This window comes from Pseudoalteromonas sp. S2893 (assembly GCF_005887105.1).
Taxonomy (GTDB): domain Bacteria; phylum Pseudomonadota; class Gammaproteobacteria; order Enterobacterales; family Alteromonadaceae; genus Pseudoalteromonas; species Pseudoalteromonas atlantica.
The window spans coordinates 66,476-85,907 of the sequence record NZ_PNCY01000005.1; the positions used below are offsets into that span (position 1 = coordinate 66,476).

A 19,432-nucleotide genomic window follows, 5' to 3' on the forward strand; every position below is an offset into this window, starting at 1 on the left:
TTTTAATATTTTAAGCTTGCTCTATTGGTTCTAGTTGTAATTTAGCTGCAATAAGAACGGCTTGGGTACGGTTATAAACGCCAAGTTTTCTAAAAATTGCGGTAATGTGTGCTTTGACTGTTGCCTCAGAAATATGTAGTTCGTAGGCTATTTGTTTGTTTAGTAACCCTTCATGAAGGTATTGCAATACGCGATATTGCTGCGGCGTTAACGATGCAACCTGCGCGGCAATTTCTCTGTCTTCTCCTTCTATTTCAGCTACTTTATTTTTTAACTCTTTTGGAAGCCACGTATCGCCTTCTAGTATTTGGTTTATAGCATTTGCAATATCATCTGAAGATGATGACTTAGGAATAAAGCCCATTGCGCCATAACCCATTACCTTAGACACTATGTTTATGTCTTCACTCCCTGAGACAACCGCTATGGGTAAGCTTGGGTAGTCTTCGCGAATGCGGATCAGGCCATATAAATCGCCATTACCTGGCATGTGTAAATCTAGCAGTAATATATCAAGATCTTCTTGTTCGCTAAGTACTTGCAGTGTGCTGTCAAAATCTGATGATTCAAATACCTCTAAATCGTCAAACTTAGCACTTAATGCTCCTTTTAGTGCCTCGCGAAATAACGGATGATCATCCGCTATTAAAAACTGACTCATGGTTCGCTCCTAATAAATTCGGCTGCCAATAAGGTATAAAGTACTTACTGACAGCCGATATACTACGTTTAGAATCAACTTGTAATCAAGTTTTTAACGCGCATTTAACGATTTAATCGGTTTTCTATGAGCTCATCTACCACGGTTGGGTCTGCAAGTGTTGATGTGTCCCCGAGCTGTTGGTGTTCATTTGCGGCTATTTTACGCAAAATTCGACGCATAATCTTACCTGAACGCGTTTTTGGTAGGCCTGGCGACCATTGAATCATATCAGGGGAAGCTATTGGGCTTAGCTCTTTACGTACCCAATTACGTACTTGAGTTGTCAGCTCATCACTTACAGTAACGCCCTCATTTGGCGTAATGTAAACATAAATACCTTGGCCTTTAATATCATGCGGATAACCGACTACTGCGGCCTCTGCTACAGCTTCATGCGCTACTAGCGCGCTTTCTATTTCAGCGGTACCTAAGCGATGCCCTGATACATTAAGCACGTCATCAACACGCCCTGTGATCCAGTAATAGCCATCTTCATCACGACGACAGCCGTCACCTGTAAAGTAAACACCGGGGTAAGCACTAAAATAGGTTTGTTCAAAACGTTCGTGGTCGCCATAAACAGTACGCGCTTGTGAAGGCCAGCTATCTAATATCACTAAATTACCGTCAACGGCACCTTCTAGTGTATTACCCTCTGCATCAAATAGAGCCGGCGCAATACCAAAAAACGGATGCGTTGCTGAACCTGGCTTAGTTTGGGTGGCACCAGGCAGCGGGGTGATCATAATGCCGCCCGTTTCGGTTTGCCACCACGTATCTACAATTGGGCAATTAGCATTACCAATATTTTCGTAATACCACGTCCATGCTTCAGGGTTGATGGGTTCACCCACCGAGCCTAAAATGCGTAAACTTTGACGATTAGATGACGCGGTTGGCTCATCGCCTTTAGCCATTAACGCTCGAATAGCGGTTGGTGCAGTGTATAAAATGGTTACGCCGTGCTTATCAATCACCTCTCCCATACGCCCTGCGGTTGGGTAGGTAGGCACGCCTTCAAATACCACTTGCGTACAGCCATTAACCAGTGGGCCATAAGCAATATAGCTGTGGCCGGTGATCCAACCTACATCGGCGCTACACCAATATACGTCGTCCTCTTGTAAATCAAATACGTATTCGTGGGTCATTGATGAGTAAACTAAGTAACCCCCTGTAGTATGCACAACCCCTTTTGGTTGGCCGGTAGAGCCCGAAGTATATAAAATAAAGAGTGGATCTTCTGCATTCATTGGCTCCGGTTCGCACTGCGCCGGTTGGTCGGCTACAAGCTCATGCCACCAAATATCGTGCTCGTTCCAATCAACTTCGCCGCCGGTTAGCTGATGTACAATAACGTGTTCAATGCTTGTCACCGACTCTTGTGCTACGGCTTCATCAACATTCGCTTTTAAAGGAACACAATTACCAGCTCGGCGGCCTTCATCGGATGTGATCACCACTTTAGCGCCAGAGTCTTTAATTCGATCTGCAATGGCTGAGGGCGAAAAACCACCAAATACAACCGAGTGAATAGCACCAATACGTGCACAGGCCTGCATGGCGTAAATTGCTTGCGGCGTCATCGGCATATAAATAGCAACTCGGTCACCTTTTTGTACGCCCAGTTTTTTTAAACCATTAGCAAAGCGTGCCACTTCATCATGTAATTGTTGGTAGGTAATGTTTTCACTTTGGTTTGGGTTGTCTCCTTCCCAAATAAGCGCAACTTTATCGGCTTTGGTTTTTAAATGGCGGTCAATACAGTTATAAGAGGCATTTAAAACTCCATCTTCGTACCATTTTATATCGATATGGCCTTTATCAAATGAGGTGTTTTTTACTTTAGTATACGGAGTAAACCAATCTAAGCGCTGACCATGTTCACGCCAAAACCCTTGTGGGTCATCAATCGACTGTTTGTAGAGTGTATTATATTTTTCGTTATCAACTAACGTCGTTTTTTCAATATGTGCAGGAACAGGATAGATACTTTGTGACATCTCAGTCTCCATTTTAATAACTTGCCATGATTAAAGGATTACTCAGCAGTACTTTATTAAGTATTAGACCTTAGTTGTACAACCCTTCTAATTAACGTTTTGTGGTTTATAATCTCGCCGCTCATGACTTTTTTACATAGAAATACAGTATGTTAAATATAAGTAAGTGGCCATTGAATTACTCTTAAACCTTCGTCTTATAGACCAATAGGTAATTGAGTAAATTTTGCACATATTTAAAAGTGGTTTTCGGACATTAAAATAATGATGCAGCCATGCAAGTTAAACACTTATTTAACGAACTCGTAGCGTGATGCAAGATAAATAAATTTTTATTCGTAAGTAATACCTGTAGCAAGTAATACATTTGAACGTTTAAAAAGCAACAAACAACAAGTAGCCTTTAAAGGACACCACAATGAAATTTACCCCATTAAAAACTCTTGCAGCGAGTGCTGTATTATGTGCTTTAACAAGCACGGCTTATGCGGCAACTGCAGCTAAAGTAGGTAACACCGAATTTACTTACGGCGGATACATTAAGCTAGATACAATGTGGAGTGATTACTCTGCAGGCGCTCCTGATGGCTCGAATGTAGGGCGTGATTTTTACGTACCAAGCACACTGCCAGTAGGCGATGACGATGATTCGGATGCCGTATTTGATATGCATGCACGTGAGTCACGTTTTAACTTTGGTACGTCAACGTTAATGGATAACGGTAAAACAGTTAAAACTAAAATTGAGTTAGACTTTTTAGCTTCAGCCCCTGGCGGTAACGAGCGCGTATCAAACTCTTATGCGCCACGTATTCGCCATGCATTTGTAACTTACGATGGCTGGTTATTTGGTCAAACATGGTCAAACTTTCAAAACGTGGGTGCACTTGCAGAAACACTTGATTTTGTAGGCCCTGCTGAAGGCACTGTTTTTGTTCGCCAAACGCAAATTAAGTACACAACCGGTGCTTGGTCGTTCTCACTAGAAAACCCAGAAAGCACAATTACCACTCAAGGTGGCGCACGTGTAGAAACAGATGATGCGTCACTTCCTGATTTTACTGCGCGCTACACACACAATGCCGATTGGGGTAACTTTGTAGTTGCAGCACTTGCTCGCCAACTTACTTATAAAGTAGGCGATGTTGACGCTGATGAAACCTCGTTTGGTATTAGCGCTTCGGGCCGTGTAAATTTTGGCGAAGACTACCTTAAATTTATGCTTACTCAAGGTAAAGGCCTTGGCCGTTACGTGGGCTTAAATGTTGCCCATGGTGCAGTGCTTAATGGCGATGAACTAGATGCAATAGACTCAACATCTGGTTTTGTTGCTTATCAACATAAATGGACAAGCCAGTGGCGCTCAACTTTCTTATATTCTTTCTTTAGTGCTGACAACAACACCGATCTATTAACAATATCAGGTGACCCTGTTGAATCAAGCCAAAGCTTTAGTGCAAATATTTTATACTCACCGGTTAAGCGTTTAACATTTGGTGCAGAGTTTAAACATGCCGAGCGCGAAACAGAAAGTGGTATTGACGGCGATTTAGAGCGCTTACAATTTTCTGTAAAATACAATTTTTAATTAAACATAGTGATCACAATAAAGCGGCTTAGGCCGCTTTTTTTTAGCTATACAACTTGAACTCTGCTTAAAAGGTTTAATAGTACTGTGGTAGTAATGGTATTTAAGAATGCTTTTTTGTCTGAGATTTTCAGTAAATTAAACACGGTTAGCGCTTAAATAAGCTTAAATAAGCTTAAATAGCAGCATTTGGTAGAGCTCAGATAAAAGTTTGCACAGAAATAACACTCTCTTTGCGATTAAGGGATATTACCTTAGCGCTAAACTAAGCGGCTATTTAGTTGCTAAAATCCACTAAATCCCCACAATTTCGGATAACTACTAATTATTTTGCACAAACAACAAACATGTTATTGAAAATCACTCTCATTTAGATTATGTTATGCACTTCTTTTTTGAACCTATTGGAAAAACACATGTCGTCCCAACAAATTTTGCGTTTATCTAAGCTAAGCCTTATTACTTCACTTGTTTTATCTGGTCATGCATTTGCACAAGAAACTACAACAAATACAGATGACTCATTAGAAAAAATAGCAGTATATGGCCAGCATCATAAAAACTACATCACAGAAGATGCGCAATCTGCTACAAAATTAGGCCTAACAATCAAAGAAACCCCACAAAGTATTTCTGTTGTTTCTCGCGCTTTAATGGATGATTTTTCACTAGATGATATTAACTCAGTGCTAGAGAGCACCCCCGGTGTAACTGTAGAGCAAATAGAAACTGACCGTACTTATTTTAAAGCCCGTGGCTTTGAAATAACAAACTTTCAGGTTGATGGTTTAGGCATCCCACAAAGCTCAGGCTCTATTCAGGGCACTTTAGATACGTCTATTTACGACCGTGTAGAAATTGTACGTGGTGCAAACGGCCTTATGACTGGCGCAGGTAACCCATCTGCAACCGTAAATATGGTATTAAAAAAACCAACTTACATAACTCAAGCGCATGCATCTGCATCGTATGGTTCATGGAACAACAAGCGTTTAGAGGTAGATGTTTCAACGCCAATTAACGACGACCACGCTGTACGCGCCGTATTTACCAAGCAAAAAGCGGAGTCATACCTAGATCGTTACGAAACAGATAAAACAATTGCTTATCTTGCTTACGAAGGCAAGCTAACCGACGACACGACATTAAGCATCAACTATGTTAACCAACAAAAAGATGCCGATAGCCCACTTTGGGGCGCACTCCCTCTTTATTACACCGATGGCACAGCAACAAACTACGACGCCTCTACAAGTACGGCATCTGATTGGTCTTACTGGGATAACAGCGCAGAGCAAGTATATGTAACACTTGAGCAAAACCTATCGGCTACGTGGGTTGCAACAGCGCGTTACGCACACATAGAAAACGAGCAAGACTCAGAACTATTTTACGTATATGGCACACCTGATAGCGAAACTGGCCTTGGTTTAACAGGTTACGCAAGCCGTTACGACTACGAAGATAAGCACGATTTATTTGATTTATACGCCAGCGGTAAATTTGATTTATTTGGCCAAGAACACGACCTGTCATTTGGTGTTAGCCAAGCAAAAATGGATTACAACGAGCAGTCGCTTTACGATTACACCACGGGTAACGGCTTCCCAGCAATGCCTTCGCTTGATACGTGGGATGGCGTAGTACCTGAAGCAACCCTTGCTGATGGCTTAAATGGCAGTGACATAGAAAACAAACAGCAATCAGCTTATATGTCTACTCGCATTAAATTAAGCGCTCCGCTAAGCGTATTAGCAGGTGTACGTTACACTGATTGGGAAACATCCGGCACTGCTTATGGTGTAGAACAAACACGTAACGACAGCGAAGTTATTCCGTATGTGGGGGCTGTGTATGACTTTAATGAATCGCTTTCAGCCTACGCAAGTTACACAGAGACCTTTGTGCCACAAAAAGAGCTTGATATTAATGCTGAGCAATTGGCGCCAATTACAGGTAAAAGTAGCGAAATTGGTTTAAAAGCACAGCTTTTAGACGACCAAGTATTTGTAACTTTTGCTTACTTTGATGCAAAACAAGAAAACCTAGCTGTTGCATTACCTGACTCATTACCAAGCGATACTCGTTATTATGGTGCTGATGGTATCACCAGTGACGGTTTTGAAATTGAATTAAGTGGTAAAGTAACCGAGGATTTAAGTGCGAGCATCAGCTTTAGTAATTTAAGTATTGATGGTGATGATTTAGTTGAAGATTACACGCCAGAGAACCAGCTAAAACTTGCTGCAACTTACCAAGTACCATTTGTTGAAGGCTTAACATTTGGTGCAAATTATCGTTGGCAAGACTCTGTTAGCCGCGTACAAGTTGAAGATGCAACCGGCGCTGCACTTGTAACCACAAACCAAGATGCTTACGGTATTCTTGATTTAATGGCTAACTACAAAATTACAGAAAACGTTGGGGTTACTTTTAACGTTAATAACACCACAGATGAAAAATACCTACACAGCCTATACTGGGCTCAAGGTTATTACGGTGCGCCGCGTAACTACGCGCTATCGGTAAACTGGCAGCTATAAGTCGCTTTTTTAAAGTACGGCTTTTAAATTTAAACGGCACTTTTTAGTGCCGTTTTTGTTTTAAGCCCCTTTAAGTTAAAGCACTTATCCCCTTCCTTGCGCTATCTACTTTATGCAAAGTAATTGCAATACCATGCTTTTATTACGCGCCTCAATTAAAACGCGAACTTGTTAGCCAGCCTCACTGTAAATATGGCTAAGTGCTATTTAAACTGCATCTATTAAAGCCTGTAAGGTTATCGTTTTAGCGTGCATTAAACACAAAAAGGCGCTAACCATTGCTGGTTAGCGCCTTTTAAAGCTCGGGTCAAATCAAGCTTAGAGAACGTTTACACTTAAAGGTCAGACTCAGCGCCTAATACGTCTTCGCCATCTTCTGGCTCAACCGTTGCTTTTAATAGCAACATATCACGTAACTTACCTTCAATTTCATCTGCAATTTCTACGTTTTCTTTCAAAAACTTAATAGAGTTTGATTTACCTTGGCCTACTTTATTGCCATTGTAGCTGTACCAAGCACCTGCTTTTTCAACAATTTTGTGCTTAACACCTAAATCAATTAACTCACCTTGTTTAGAAATACCTTCACCATACATAATGATGAACTCAGCTTGTTTAAACGGTGGTGCAACTTTGTTTTTAACTACTTTAACGCGGGTTTCGTTACCGACTACCTCATCGCCTTCTTTAACAGAGCCAATACGACGAATATCAATACGCACTGATGCGTAAAACTTAAGTGCATTACCACCTGTTGTTGTTTCAGGGTTACCAAACATTACACCAATTTTCATACGAATCTGGTTAATGAAAATACATAGCGTATTTGAGCGTTTAATATTACCTGTAAGCTTACGTAGTGCTTGCGACATTAAACGTGCTTGTAAGCCCATGTGCGAGTCGCCCATGTCGCCTTCAATTTCAGCTTTTGGTGTAAGCGCTGCAACAGAATCGACAATAACAACATCTACAGCACTTGAACGTACTAACATGTCACAAATTTCTAATGCTTGCTCACCGGTATCTGGCTGAGACACTAACAGCTCATCAATGTTAACACCTAACTTTTGTGCGTATACCGGATCAAGAGCATGCTCAGCATCAACAAAGGCACATGTTTTGCCTTCTTTTTGAGCCTGCGCGATAACTTGCAAAGTAAGCGTTGTTTTACCTGAAGACTCAGGGCCATACACTTCAACAATACGCCCCATAGGCAAACCACCTATGCCTAAAGCAATATCAATCCCAAGTGAGCCTGTAGATACAGCATCAATATTTAGGGCTTTGTTATCGCCCAGTTTCATAATTGATCCTTTACCAAATTGACGCTCAATTTGTGATAGTGCAGCGTCCAGCGCTTTTTGTTTATTATCGTTCATTCTGTTCTCCAAATCCGGCTAATGCGAACAAGTATACTGTATGAAATCACAGTATCAAGTGAAATTTATAATTTTATCTTCTCGATAGTGCTTTTCAATGCAAATTCAATAGCTTGCATTCTAACTTGCGCTCTATCGCCGTTAAATATTTGCTTAAACGTAAATTGTTCATTGGCAATTTGTATGCAAAACCACACAAAGCCAACTGGTTTATCGGACGTAGCGCCACCTGGCCCAGCAATGCCCGAAATTGCCACGGCAACATCAGCTTTGGCAACGCTTGCGGCACCAAAAGCCATCTCTTTTACTGTTTGCTCACTCACCGCACCAAATTGCTCTAGCGTAGTATTGGCCACATTAAGCAGTTCATGCTTAGCTTCATTACTATAAGTAACAAATGCGCGGCCCAAATAACCTGAGCTACCTGGCGTATCTGTAAGCGCATAACTCACTCCGCCTCCAGTACATGATTCAGCGGTAGTGATCCATAAGCGTTTATCCGTTAAAATAACGCCCAATTGCGCAGCAAGTGTTTTAATCTCTTGATGTAATTCCATATTCAGCCTTTGGGTAAATACATGTCGTTTGATCTTTATGCACCGCACACTATAAAACAACAAACCCCTATGATGCAGCAGTATCTAAAAATAAAATCAGAGCATCGCGATATTTTATTGTTTTATCGTATGGGGGATTTTTATGAACTCTTTTTTGACGACGCTAAACGCGCGGCCCAACTACTCGATATTTCGCAAACGCATCGCGGTAAAGCCGGCGGCGATCCAATCCCTATGGCGGGTGTCCCTTATCATGCAGTAGAAAACTATTTAGCTCGTTTAGTACAAATGGGCGAATCGGTTGCTATATGTGAGCAAGTTGGCGATCCTGCAACCAGTAAAGGGCCAGTAGAGCGCAAAGTCGTACGTATCGTTACACCGGGTACTATTTCAGATGAAGCGCTATTGCAAGAACGCCAAGATAACTTACTCACTAGCGTATGGCAAAATAAAAAAGGGCTATACGGTATTGCCTACCTTGATATAAATTCAGGGCGCTTCAACGTAGTTGAAGTTAACACCGACGAAGCATTTACTTCAACCCTACAGCGCTTATCACCCGCTGAGCTTTTATACTGTGAAAGCTTTGAAAACACACATTTAATTGAGCATATAAAAGGGGCACGGCGACGCCCTGAGTGGGAGTTTGACCTAGACACCGCGCAACACTTACTGTGCGAGCAGTTTGGCACCAAAGATTTAGTTGGTTTTGGTGTAGATAAAGCGCATGCTGCTTTGGTCGCTGCGGGTTGTTTAATGCAATACGTAAAAGATACACAACGTATTGCGCTACCTCACATTCGCGCTATTACGCTTGAGCATAACGAGCACGCAGTTATATTAGATGCGGCAACACGCAAAAATTTAGAACTAACCGTTAATTTATCGGGCGGCTTTGAAAACACCTTAGCGCAGGTACTTGATAAAACCGCTACGGCCATGGGGTCGCGTTTACTTAAACGCCGCATTCATACACCTGTGCGTAATAAAAATGAGCTTAACTCACGTTTAAATGCCATTAGCGCTATTTTAGATGTGCAATTATATGGCGAGTTACACGATTCATTAAAAGAAATTGGTGACATAGAACGCGTAATAGCACGACTTGCTTTATGCACTGCACGCCCGCGAGATTTAACCCGACTGCGCAGTGCCCTACAAGCACTCGCACCACTGCACGCATTATTAAACGATGCTAATGATGAGCGTATCGCTAGCATTGTTCGCCATTCTCCAGAGCTACCTGAACTACAAGCTTTACTTGAGCGTGCTGTTATTGATAACCCACCAGTACTAATTCGCGATGGGGGCGTTATTGCACCAGGCTACAACAGCGAACTCGATGAATGGCGAAACTTGAGTAAAGGCGCTACCGATATACTTGAGCAACTAGAACTTAGAGAGCGAGAGCGCACCGGGATCAGCACATTAAAAATTGGCTATAACAAGGTACATGGCTTTTTTATCGAGGTAAGTCGTGCAAATTCACACTTAGTACCTGCTGATTATATTCGCCGCCAAACGCTTAAAAATAATGAACGCTACATAATACCTGAACTAAAAGAGCACGAAGACAAAGTGCTTGGCAGCCAATCAAAAGCTCTTGCGCTTGAAAAACAATTATATGAAGAGCTATTTGAGTTTATAGCCCCGCATATTGAACAGCTTCAAATGATGGCTGGCGCATTAGCTGATTTAGATGTATTGAATAACTTAGCAGAGCGAGCACAAACGCTTAACTATGCTAAACCCCAGCTATGCGATGATGACAATATAAGTATTAAACAAGGTCGCCACCCCGTGGTAGAGCAAGTAATGAAAGAACCTTTTATTGCCAACCCTGTGGAGCTAAATAGCCAACGTAAAATGTTGATTATTACCGGTCCAAACATGGGTGGTAAATCAACCTATATGCGCCAAACAGCACTTATCGTATTGATGGCGCATATTGGCTGTTATGTCCCTGCTGATAGTGCAAAAATTGGTAATATTGACCGTATATTTACTCGCATTGGTGCAAGCGACGATTTAGCCTCTGGTCGCTCTACTTTCATGGTAGAAATGACCGAAACCGCCACAATATTAAATAATGCAACTGCGCAATCTTTGGTATTAATGGATGAAATAGGCAGAGGCACCAGTACCTACGATGGCTTGTCGCTTGCTTATGCAACGGCTGATCATCTGGCACAAAAAATATCTGCTAAAACATTATTTGCTACGCACTACTTTGAATTAACGGAACTTGCTGAGCAAAAAACTGGGCTGGTGAATGTGCACTTAGATGCCATAGAGCACAACGACACCATTGCATTTATGCATACTGTGCTTGATGGTGCAGCAAGTAAAAGCTTTGGCTTACAGGTCGCAGCGCTTGCCGGCGTGCCTAAAGCCGTGATAACCCAAGCAAAGCAAAAGCTTAAACTGCTCGAAAACCACCAGAGTGTAACAGCGCCTAATGCTGAGCAGCAGGCGTTTTCATTTGCTAATGAGTTACCTGCGCCTGAGCCTTCAGAGGTTGAGGAGCAGCTCAGTGCCATTGACCCTGATAATCTATCGCCGCGTCAAGCACACGAACTTCTTTATAAATTAAAAGCACTACTTTAAACATAGATAACTTGAGCGGTGGTTAAGAGGCTGATAATACTGTAAATAGTATTTCTTGGGGGTCGTAAGATATAAAAAAAGCTGAAGGTTTTATCCTTCAGCTTTTAAACACATAGACAGTATAAAAGGGAGTTACGAGAACTGGTCAAACAAACTTTCTGTGCTTAACCCTTCTTGTTGTAAAATATCTTTTAAACGACGTAATGCTTCTACCTGAATTTGTCTTACGCGCTCTCGCGTTAAACCAATTTCACGGCCAACATCTTCAAGTGTTGATGGCTCATAGCCAAGTAAACCAAAGCGACGCGCTAATACTTCACGTTGTTTAGGGTTTAACTCACCTAACCAATCGACAATATGTTTGTTAATATCATTGTTTTGAACTTCGCCCTCAGGGCCTGCGCTTTTTTCATCGGCAATAATGTCTAACAGTGCGCTGTCGTTCTCACCGCCAATTGGCATATCAACAGAGGCAATTTTTTCGTTTAAGCGTAGCATTTTAGTTACGTCTTCTACGGGTCTACCTAAGCTTTCAGCAATTTCTTCAGCAGTTGGCTCATGGTCTAGCTTTTGTGTCAGCTCGCGTGCTGTACGCAAGTAAACATTTAATTCTTTAACTACATGTATTGGCAGGCGAATTGTGCGCGTTTGATTCATAATGGCGCGTTCAATTGTTTGTCGTATCCACCACGTTGCATAAGTCGAAAATCTAAAACCGCGCTCTGGGTCAAACTTTTCAACAGCGCGAATTAAACCTAGGTTACCTTCTTCAATTAAATCTAGAAGTGCTAATCCTCGGTTGTTATAACGGCGGGCAATTTTTACAACTAAACGTAGGTTACTTTCAATCATACGCTTGCGAGATGCTTCACATCCACGTAGCGATTTGCGGGCAAAAAAGACTTCTTCTTCAGCGCTAAGTAGGGGAGAAAAACCAATTTCTCCTAAATAAAGTTGGGTTGCATCAAGGTTTTTAGTTACTTCCTCTTTTGCAAATATCTCTTCTTCGTTATCAACCTCTTCAAGTAATGCTGCAGTTTCTTCTACTGCGGTGTCATCAAATTTTTCGTCGGTGGTGTTTTTGTCAAGTTTTGCTGCGTTAGCCATAAGCCTTCTCCCGAGCAATTATCAATACCTAAAAATTAGGGAAGGTATTTAGCAGGATTGACAGCTTGCCCACGGTAGCGAATTTCAAAACGAAGCGCAGTGACCGAAGATTCTGACTTGCCCATTTCTGCTATTTTTTGTCCTGCCTTAACTTTCTGCTTTTCTCTAACAAGTAGTTTCGAGTTATGTGCATAAGCACTTAGGTAATCATCATTATGTTTCAAAATGATTAAATTACCGTACCCTCGAAGCGCATTACCCGCATACACCACCGTTCCTTGTGCTGCGGCTAAAACTGAAGCCCCTGTACGGTTAGTAATCTGTAAACCCTTGTAACCGTTTTCCTTATTAGAAAAGCGTTTAGTCACTTTGCCCTTTGCAGGCCAAAACCACTTTACTTTACTGCTCGACGAAGGTTTAGCATTACTAACTATTTCATTGGCTTGTTTTCGAACATACTCTCGTTGTTTCGGCTGATCAAGATTTTTCTTTAATTTTTTGTTAGTTTTTTGTTTTATTTTAGTGGATGTTATTTTTTGTTTAACGGGTGAATTGCTAGCAAGCGCATGGCTAGTGGTGGCTGCAAGCGAAACAACTTGCCCAGGATAAATAACGTAAGGTGATGGAATTGAATTGTTTTTTGCAAGCGACCTAAAATCTTGCCCTGCACTAAAGGCAATGGAATATAAAGTATCCCCCTTTTGTACTGTGTATTTATTGCCATTAATGTTAATGCCTTTTTGAAAGTCATTAACATTAGTATTGAGGCTACTAACTGGAGCAGGTATATGGCGAGATGAACACCCCGAAAGCAAAACAACAATAAATACAATTACATATAATGCGTACTGACTATTCAAGGTGTTTTGCTCCGAAATTTAAAAAGTACTACTTTTGCTTGTTAGCGTAATAAAAAGTAAGCAACCGCTATTAATATAACTAAACTCCAGCCAAGTACTTCAACATATTGACGTAATTTTTGCTCCATTTTAACCCCGCCCCACTTCATTAAAGCAGAAACTAAAAAGAAACGCGCACCACGGCCAACGGCAGACGCTATTAAAAATGGTAAAAATGCCATTTGTAATACCCCTGCACCAATAGTAAATACCTTATAAGGGATAGGTGAAAAGCCCGCTAAAAATACCACCCACACGCCATACTCTTTAAACCATGTAAGCGCTGTTTCAAACTTTTCTTGCCAGTGCATCTGCTCAATAAAGGGCTGTACAACAGGCTCAAATAACCAGTAACCTAAAAAGTAACCTACAATCCCCCCAAGTACTGAAGCAACTGTTGCAAAGCTTGCAAAGCGCCACGCTTTACTTGGCTGAGCAAGCGACATAGGAGCAAGCATTACATCCGGTGGTACCGGAAAAAAAACAGACTCAGCAAAGCTCATGGCTGCTAAATAGCGCTCAGCAAAGCGGTGTTTTGCCCACACTAGGGCCATATCGTATAACTTAGTAAACAATTTCAACGTGAATTCCTATTCAATATCACCAGGGACGAGAGGGACAAACCGTACTGGTGCAATAACATGCTCTGTGAAGCTATCGCCTTGGCGAATAACCATGGTTAATTTTTGTTCTTGCTCTCCAATGGGGGCAAGGAGTACACCGCCATTAGCTAGTTGTGCAAGTAAGTCTTGGGGTACTTTTAATGCTGCCGCGGTAACTATAATACCATTAAACGGGGCCTGTGATTGCCAGCCTTGCCAGCCATCTGCGTGTTTCATGGTTACATTGTATAAATCAAGTTGCTGTAAACGGCGTTTAGCCTGCCATTGCAGTGCTTTTATACGCTCGACCGAATACACCTTATTAAAACATTTGGCTAACACTGCGGTTTGATAACCAGAGCCTGTGCCAATTTCTAACACTTTGTCGCGTACGCCAGCCAAATGAAGCAGCTCGGTCATACGCGCCACAATATAAGGCTGCGAAATAGTTTGCCCTTGCCCTATTGGCAACGCCGTGTTTTCGTACGCCTTGTGTTTTAGTACATCATCAATAAAGGCATGACGTGGTATATCTGCAATGGCTTTTAATACCTGTTTGTCTTCTACCCCTTCTTGCTCTAATAGCTTAGAAAGCGCAATAGCACTGCGCGAGTAATTAGCCAGCACGGTTTATCTCCATTTCAGCTAACCACTGCCCAACCGCTTCAATACTTTCTTTTGCTGTCATATCAACGCTTAACGGTGTAACTGAAGCATAGCCATTATTAACAGCGTAAAAATCAGTACCCTCTCCGGCATCGCTTTCAATACCAAGCGAGCCATACCAAAAAATATCACGCCCCCATGGGTCCGTTTGTTTGGTCATGGTTTCGGCTTTATGTCGAGCGCCTAAACGCGTAACTTGCACCCCTTTTAGCTCAGTTAGAGGTATATCGGGTACATTTACATTGATAATTTGATCTTTAGGCAGGGGGTGCGATGCCAGCCCTTTAATTATATTAACGGTCACAGCTGCTGCGGTTTCAAAGTGCTCACCATGGTGCGAGCAAAGCGACACGGCAATAGCAGGCAAGCCTAAATGGCGCCCTTCGGTCGCCGCTGCCACAGTGCCTGAATACAATGTATCGTCGCCCAAATTAGCGCCGTGGTTAATACCTGCTACGACTAAATCAGGCGTTTCATCAACTAACTGATTAACCCCTAAATGAACACAATCAGTAGGTGTGCCATTAACCGATATAAAGCCGTTTTCAAGCGTGGTAGAGCGCAGTGGATTTATTAACGTTAACGAGTTACTGGCACCACTACAGTTACGATCAGGGGCTACAAGGGTTACATCGGCAATTTGCGTAAGAGCCTGGTATAAAACAGCAATCCCTTTAGCGTTTACACCGTCGTCGTTACTTAGCAGTATCTTCATTTTGACTGTCCTTTTCTTTTCGCTCATTAGGGCTTGCATCGGTGTAATCCACCAGCTCACGTAAAAGTGCGGTAGCAAAACACCCTTTAGGCAATCCAAAGCTTAATTTTAAAGTCGTTTCGTCTAGTGTTTCTATGGTTAAATCTTGCGGAATGAGGCGCAGCATACGGCGCTCATTTTTAAGGCCTAATTCGCCTAAGCCCTCACACCATGCTTGGTATGGTTTTAGCCATATTTTTTCTTGATCAGTTAAGCCCTTTTCGCTTTTACCAACCATAGGAGCCGACATCATAATATCGCCAGAGGCTAAACGTGCTATGTTTTCATCGCTTATTGCATCTTCAAAAAATGCGTTACTACCGCTTAGCATAAATACTTCACGGTGCATGGTTTTAGCTAACCCATGCTCTTTAACACGTAAGCTCACTATTTGATTAAATACATGTGAACGGGCAGCGGAGATAATAATACCGCGTAGTTTTTTATCGCGAATGCGCTCGCCGGCAAACATTTTTTCGGCCATAACTAAATTATGCCCATCGCGGCCAAAGCGCTGCTCGCCAAAGTAGTTAGGCACACCGGCACGTACAGCATTAATGCGGCATAAAATATCAAGCGGCTGGGTTACATTACGAAGCGTAATAGTGAATCGGTTTCCTTTGTGGCAACCGGTGCGTAATTTACGTTCGTGGCGCTGTTGCGAAACCACAAAAATGCTGTCGCTATTGAGTTCACTAAAATCAATATGCTTTTTAATGGGTACTTTTACGCTAAACCATTGGCTACACACGCCGTGACGGTCTTTCATGCCGGCATAGCTTACTTCGCGCGGTGACACTCCAGCCTTTTGTGCAATTAACTTGGCCACGTATTGCGTGTTTTCACCTTTTTTAACGATCTGTAAGCATACATGCTCACCACTGCCGGTAAATTCTATGCCGAGGTCTTCATCAACCATAAAATCTTCAGCAACGGTTTTAAAGTCTGCTTTTGAAAGCGGTGCACCGTATAGGTAATTTAAATCGCTCATGCGCTTGCTGTACTCTCAGGCGCTTTGCTCATAATAACCACCGCATGGCTAGAAATACCTTCTTTACGCCCTTCAAAGCCGAGCTTTTCGGTGGTGGTCGCTTTAACATTGATTTGTGAAAGCTCGCAATTTAAATCGCTGGCTAAATTAGAGCGCATAGCGTGGATGTGTGGCAACATTTTAGGAGCCTGCGCCACAATAGTGACATCGCCATTGCCCAGTACATAACCTTGCTCTTTGGCAAGGCTAACAACATGGCGAAGTAAAATACGGCTATCTATATTTTCATACTCGCTCGCCGTGTCCGGAAAATGCTTACCAATATCGCCCATTGCCAACGCGCCTAAAATAGCATCGCATAATGCATGAATAGCAACATCGCCATCTGAGTGTGCTAAAAAGCCCTGCGGGTAATCTATTTTTTCGCCGCAAATTGTTATTGGGCCTTCGCCACCAAATTTGTGTACGTCAAAACCATGGCCAATTCGAATCATAATGCTTGCTCGTTTTGTTGTTTGTTTAATAAAAACCCCGCCAGGTCTAAATCCTCCGGCGTGGTTATTTTAATATTGTCGCTGCGCCCTGCAATTAGCTTAACGGGTTTATTTGCCCACTCAATGGCACTGGCTTCATCGGTAATAGTTACGCCTTCACAAAGCGCACGTTGCAACGCACTTTTAAGCTCGTCATATTTAAAAAATTGCGGCGTAAGCGCTTGCCATAAATCATCACGAGGCACGGTTTGCTCGCTATGCGTGTTACCACGCTTTATGGTGTCTTTTACTTTGCTTGCTAAAATACCGCCTTCGTCGTCGGCTATACAATGCGCTATTAAGGTTTCAATATCGTTAATAGTGACTAAGGGGCGGGCTGCGTCGTGCACCAGCACCCATTCAGGAGGGTTATTTTCTAAAAATAATAAGCTATTAAGCACTGAGTCTGCTCGCTCTTGCCCGCCGTTCGCGCGTAAAATTCGCGAGTCTATATGCGCAAGCGAGTCAAAATAAGGGTCAGTTTGACTAACAGCTACAACTATTTGGCTTAACCTTTGTAATTGCGAAAGCTTACAGAGCGTGTGCTCTAAAATAGTTTTTCCTGCCAATTTAATATACTGCTTAGGTGCACTGTGCTGCATTCTGCTGCCTACGCCGGCAGCAGGTACAATGGCAGCTATTGAATTATTATTTTTCATGTTGTTTGCCCGGTAAAACACGTATAAATGTTTCATCCGGTTTAATCATTCCTAATTCGTTACGAGCGCGCTCTTCTATGCCTTCTTGACCAAGCTTTAAATCTTCTATGTCGGCGGTAAGTACTTTATTGCGCTTAATTAGTTTTTCATTAGTTTGTTGATGAGAAGCCACGGCTGCTTTTAAACGCGTATAGTCTTGCACCCCGTTATGACCAAACCAAAGTCGGTATTGTATAAACAGTGCTAAGCACAACAGGCCAAGCTGAAAAAACCGCATTTAACACTCCCTATTCGTTTTTGAATAAAATTAGGCTCGTGGGCGTTTTATATTACGCCAATTAATATTACCCGCTAATAACATTTCTCTAAGTGAAAGCAACCTAGGTGCGCAGCGTTTTGAAAATTGCCACTGATGCCCGCAACACGCCGCTGTTAAACTCATTTTACTGGGTTTTACCAACTGCGCATTTGCTTGCTCTAGACCCTTGCCAAAAAAATCGAACCAGCCTAGTTCATTACAGTGCAGTTTATTGTCGCTTACTTGATCTATGCTGTCTATTCTTAGCCTCACTTGGTCATGGCTATTTATTAACACCGGCACTATTAGCCCCACTTGGGCATATTTTTTATAAAAAAGTTCATTTGCCTGAGCGTTAACCTCTGGCGGTGTTGGCTTTTGTTTTTCAAGCCAAGAGCCATTTTGTGAGTCGAGCGTAAACGGCGAACTCCCATTGGCAACCAAAGTGGCCGCCCGTTCTATATAATACGGTAAGCTTTTTAATTGGCGGCGTAGTTTATCGGCATTAGGCTCAGCAACTAAGCGCTGTACCTCTCGCTGATAAAACGCATTGCACAATTGTGCATACAGCACTTTTTGCGCATCACTTTGCCATATTTCTTGCTGCTGAGCTGCAAGTGGCTGACTCTTCGCTACCAATAGTTATACTCAAAAAACAATTAGGTAGCTGTTTTATAGCACAATAGCGGCTATTTTTTAAGCGTACTTGGCAATTTAAGCGCTTGGCTTTTCACCTAATTTAGCAATGCCGCTTTCTAAAAATTGCACCACGGTATTACGCTTTTTACCAATTAATAAACTGCCATCAGCTAAAAACATAAAGTTTTGCCAATTACGTTTAAATACATCAAAGGTGGTTTCTATAACGTTATCGCGTGCCATACAAAAATAAACAGTGGTATTAGCCTGCCAATCTAAATGTTCCAAAATAGCTTGCGGTAAGCTTTCGTCGCCATTTTCCCACGCATCTTCCCAATTTACTTCATCGCTAAAGCTTTCTTCTTTACCGCACCAATCAGTTTTATCAAAAAAATCGGGGTGGTCGAACTCGCGGCTCACCATAGTGCTCCAAAGCACCGCAGCACGTTCGCAGGTCATTGGCTTAATACGCGCAGCGTCTTCTTCAGATACAGGGAGGTCTTTATGACGAAAAACCCAGGCTTTTTTGTGATCATCGAGCGAAATATAATTCATAGTGTTGGTGTATTCTTTGGCATAATAAAAAGCAAACGCAATTATACAAGAGATCAAAACATGACTACAGCAATAAAACCGCTTTCCCTCAAACCAGGCATATATCAACACTACAAAGGCCCACAATACAAAGTATTTTACGTAGCAACACACAGTGAAACCGACGAGCAACTAGTTATATACCAAGCCCTGTATGGCGAGTACGGCATGTGGGCACGCCCACTAAGTATGTTTTTAGAAACCGTTGAAAAAGATGGACACACTATTCCACGCTTTGCCTACCTTGGAGCTGCAGATTAACTATGGCATTATAATCACATACAACACTGATCAGACCAGGCAAGGGGAA

Annotated in this window: 19 protein-coding genes; 4 read left to right on the forward strand and 15 right to left on the reverse strand. The window is 42.2% G+C overall.

The genetic code is table 11. The features are described from left to right. Positions 1-10 precede the first annotated feature (10 nt). Positions 11-661: a response regulator transcription factor gene (locus CWC04_RS01670; protein ID WP_004586197.1), complete on the reverse strand. Its 651-nt coding sequence runs from the start codon at positions 659-661 to the stop codon at positions 11-13. Between the two features lie 104 nt (positions 662-765). Continuing rightward, positions 766-2,706: an acetate--CoA ligase gene (gene acs / locus CWC04_RS01675; protein ID WP_024033109.1), complete on the reverse strand. Its 1,941-nt coding sequence runs from the start codon at positions 2,704-2,706 to the stop codon at positions 766-768. Between the two features lie 418 nt (positions 2,707-3,124). Between acs and CWC04_RS01680 the strand changes: the two genes are divergently transcribed. Both CWC04_RS01680 and CWC04_RS01685 read left to right on the forward strand, forming a co-directional pair. Next, positions 3,125-4,294 (forward strand): DcaP family trimeric outer membrane transporter, encoded by a 1,170-nt coding sequence (locus CWC04_RS01680; protein WP_004586195.1) that lies wholly within the window; start codon positions 3,125-3,127, stop codon positions 4,292-4,294. A gap of 416 nt (positions 4,295-4,710) precedes the next feature. Beyond that, the gene (locus CWC04_RS01685) at positions 4,711-6,837 is read left to right on the forward strand and encodes a TonB-dependent siderophore receptor (protein ID WP_096739201.1); all 2,127 of its coding nucleotides are present in this window, start codon (positions 4,711-4,713) and stop codon (positions 6,835-6,837) included. 335 nt (positions 6,838-7,172) lie between these two features. Here CWC04_RS01685 and recA read toward each other — a convergent pair whose 3' ends face one another. Together recA and CWC04_RS01695 are read right to left on the reverse strand one after the other, a co-directional pair. Continuing rightward, positions 7,173-8,216: a recombinase RecA gene (gene recA / locus CWC04_RS01690; RefSeq protein ID WP_004586193.1), complete on the reverse strand. Its 1,044-nt coding sequence runs from the start codon at positions 8,214-8,216 to the stop codon at positions 7,173-7,175. 65 nt (positions 8,217-8,281) lie between these two features. Further along, positions 8,282-8,773: a CinA family protein gene (locus CWC04_RS01695; RefSeq protein ID WP_004586192.1), complete on the reverse strand. Its 492-nt coding sequence runs from the start codon at positions 8,771-8,773 to the stop codon at positions 8,282-8,284. A gap of 21 nt (positions 8,774-8,794) precedes the next feature. On the opposite strand from CWC04_RS01695, the gene mutS reads away from it, so the two are divergent. Continuing rightward, positions 8,795-11,380, forward strand: coding sequence for a DNA mismatch repair protein MutS (gene mutS / locus CWC04_RS01700; protein WP_126007961.1), 2,586 nt, complete (start codon positions 8,795-8,797; stop codon positions 11,378-11,380). Positions 11,381-11,512: 132 nt separating this feature from the next. Here the strand turns inward: mutS and rpoS are convergent, their stop codons facing one another. The 11 genes from rpoS to CWC04_RS01755 all read right to left on the reverse strand — a co-directional run bounded on the left by rpoS (position 11,513) and on the right by CWC04_RS01755 (position 19,083). Next, positions 11,513-12,487 (reverse strand): RNA polymerase sigma factor RpoS, encoded by a 975-nt coding sequence (rpoS, locus tag CWC04_RS01705; protein ID WP_024033114.1) that lies wholly within the window; start codon positions 12,485-12,487, stop codon positions 11,513-11,515. 35 nt (positions 12,488-12,522) lie between these two features. Continuing rightward, on the reverse strand, positions 12,523-13,347 hold the full coding sequence (locus tag CWC04_RS01710) for a peptidoglycan DD-metalloendopeptidase family protein (RefSeq protein WP_024033115.1): 825 nt from the start codon (positions 13,345-13,347) through the stop codon (positions 12,523-12,525). Between the two features lie 41 nt (positions 13,348-13,388). Beyond that, positions 13,389-13,967, reverse strand: a complete 579-nt coding sequence (locus CWC04_RS01715; protein ID WP_138684454.1) for a YqaA family protein — start codon at positions 13,965-13,967, stop codon at positions 13,389-13,391. A gap of 9 nt (positions 13,968-13,976) precedes the next feature. Further along, positions 13,977-14,615, reverse strand: coding sequence for a protein-L-isoaspartate(D-aspartate) O-methyltransferase (locus CWC04_RS01720; protein WP_138684455.1), 639 nt, complete (start codon positions 14,613-14,615; stop codon positions 13,977-13,979). Then, positions 14,605-15,369, reverse strand: coding sequence for a 5'/3'-nucleotidase SurE (surE, locus tag CWC04_RS01725; RefSeq protein WP_054982722.1), 765 nt, complete (start codon positions 15,367-15,369; stop codon positions 14,605-14,607). The genes CWC04_RS01720 and surE overlap by 11 nt, the downstream gene beginning before the upstream one ends. After that, entirely contained in the window at positions 15,350-16,399 is a 1,050-nt protein-coding gene (gene truD / locus CWC04_RS01730) for a tRNA pseudouridine(13) synthase TruD (RefSeq protein ID WP_024033116.1), read from the reverse strand. The genes surE and truD overlap by 20 nt, the downstream gene beginning before the upstream one ends. Beyond that, positions 16,396-16,893 carry a 2-C-methyl-D-erythritol 2,4-cyclodiphosphate synthase gene (gene ispF / locus CWC04_RS01735; RefSeq protein ID WP_138684456.1) on the reverse strand — a complete coding sequence of 166 codons (498 nt, stop codon included), beginning with the start codon at positions 16,891-16,893 and terminating at the stop codon, positions 16,396-16,398. Before ispF ends, truD begins: the two co-directional genes overlap by 4 nt. After that, on the reverse strand, positions 16,890-17,591 hold the full coding sequence (gene ispD, locus CWC04_RS01740) for a 2-C-methyl-D-erythritol 4-phosphate cytidylyltransferase (RefSeq protein WP_138684457.1): 702 nt from the start codon (positions 17,589-17,591) through the stop codon (positions 16,890-16,892). Before ispD ends, ispF begins: the two co-directional genes overlap by 4 nt. Next, entirely contained in the window at positions 17,581-17,868 is a 288-nt protein-coding gene (gene ftsB, locus CWC04_RS01745; RefSeq protein WP_004586182.1) for a cell division protein FtsB, read from the reverse strand. Before ftsB ends, ispD begins: the two co-directional genes overlap by 11 nt. Before the next feature lie 30 nt (positions 17,869-17,898). Beyond that, positions 17,899-18,528, reverse strand: a complete 630-nt coding sequence (locus CWC04_RS01750; protein ID WP_024033119.1) for a hypothetical protein — start codon at positions 18,526-18,528, stop codon at positions 17,899-17,901. 75 nt (positions 18,529-18,603) lie between these two features. Further along, complete coding sequence (locus CWC04_RS01755) at positions 18,604-19,083, reverse strand: DUF2947 domain-containing protein (protein ID WP_138684458.1); 480 nt, start codon at positions 19,081-19,083, stop codon at positions 18,604-18,606. A 60-nt stretch (positions 19,084-19,143) separates the two neighbouring features. On the opposite strand from CWC04_RS01755, the gene CWC04_RS01760 reads away from it, so the two are divergent. Then, positions 19,144-19,383 carry a DUF1653 domain-containing protein gene (locus CWC04_RS01760; RefSeq protein WP_029774266.1) on the forward strand — a complete coding sequence of 80 codons (240 nt, stop codon included), beginning with the start codon at positions 19,144-19,146 and terminating at the stop codon, positions 19,381-19,383. Positions 19,384-19,432 lie beyond the last annotated feature (49 nt).

Bases quoted from the DNA above. Each gene is read 5' to 3' on its own strand.
- mutS (WP_126007961.1), top strand. From the start codon at position 8,795: ATGTCGTTTGATCTTTATGCACCGCACACTATAAAACAACAAACCCCT.
- CWC04_RS01680 (WP_004586195.1), top strand. From the start codon at position 3,125: ATGAAATTTACCCCATTAAAAACTCTTGCAGCGAGTGCTGTATTATGT.
- truD (WP_024033116.1), bottom strand. From the start codon at position 16,399: ATGAGCGATTTAAATTACCTATACGGTGCACCGCTTTCAAAAGCAGAC.
- surE (WP_054982722.1), bottom strand. From the start codon at position 15,369: ATGAAGATACTGCTAAGTAACGACGACGGTGTAAACGCTAAAGGGATT.
- CWC04_RS01670 (WP_004586197.1), bottom strand. From the start codon at position 661: ATGAGTCAGTTTTTAATAGCGGATGATCATCCGTTATTTCGCGAGGCA.
- ispD (WP_138684457.1), bottom strand. From the start codon at position 17,591: ATGAAAAATAATAATTCAATAGCTGCCATTGTACCTGCTGCCGGCGTA.
- ispF (WP_138684456.1), bottom strand. From the start codon at position 16,893: ATGATTCGAATTGGCCATGGTTTTGACGTACACAAATTTGGTGGCGAA.
- CWC04_RS01685 (WP_096739201.1), top strand. From the start codon at position 4,711: ATGTCGTCCCAACAAATTTTGCGTTTATCTAAGCTAAGCCTTATTACT.
- acs (WP_024033109.1), bottom strand. From the start codon at position 2,706: ATGTCACAAAGTATCTATCCTGTTCCTGCACATATTGAAAAAACGACG.
- CWC04_RS01695 (WP_004586192.1), bottom strand. From the start codon at position 8,773: ATGGAATTACATCAAGAGATTAAAACACTTGCTGCGCAATTGGGCGTT.
- ftsB (WP_004586182.1), bottom strand. From the start codon at position 17,868: ATGCGGTTTTTTCAGCTTGGCCTGTTGTGCTTAGCACTGTTTATACAA.
- CWC04_RS01760 (WP_029774266.1), top strand. From the start codon at position 19,144: ATGACTACAGCAATAAAACCGCTTTCCCTCAAACCAGGCATATATCAA.
- rpoS (WP_024033114.1), bottom strand. From the start codon at position 12,487: ATGGCTAACGCAGCAAAACTTGACAAAAACACCACCGACGAAAAATTT.
- recA (WP_004586193.1), bottom strand. From the start codon at position 8,216: ATGAACGATAATAAACAAAAAGCGCTGGACGCTGCACTATCACAAATT.
- CWC04_RS01755 (WP_138684458.1), bottom strand. From the start codon at position 19,083: ATGAATTATATTTCGCTCGATGATCACAAAAAAGCCTGGGTTTTTCGT.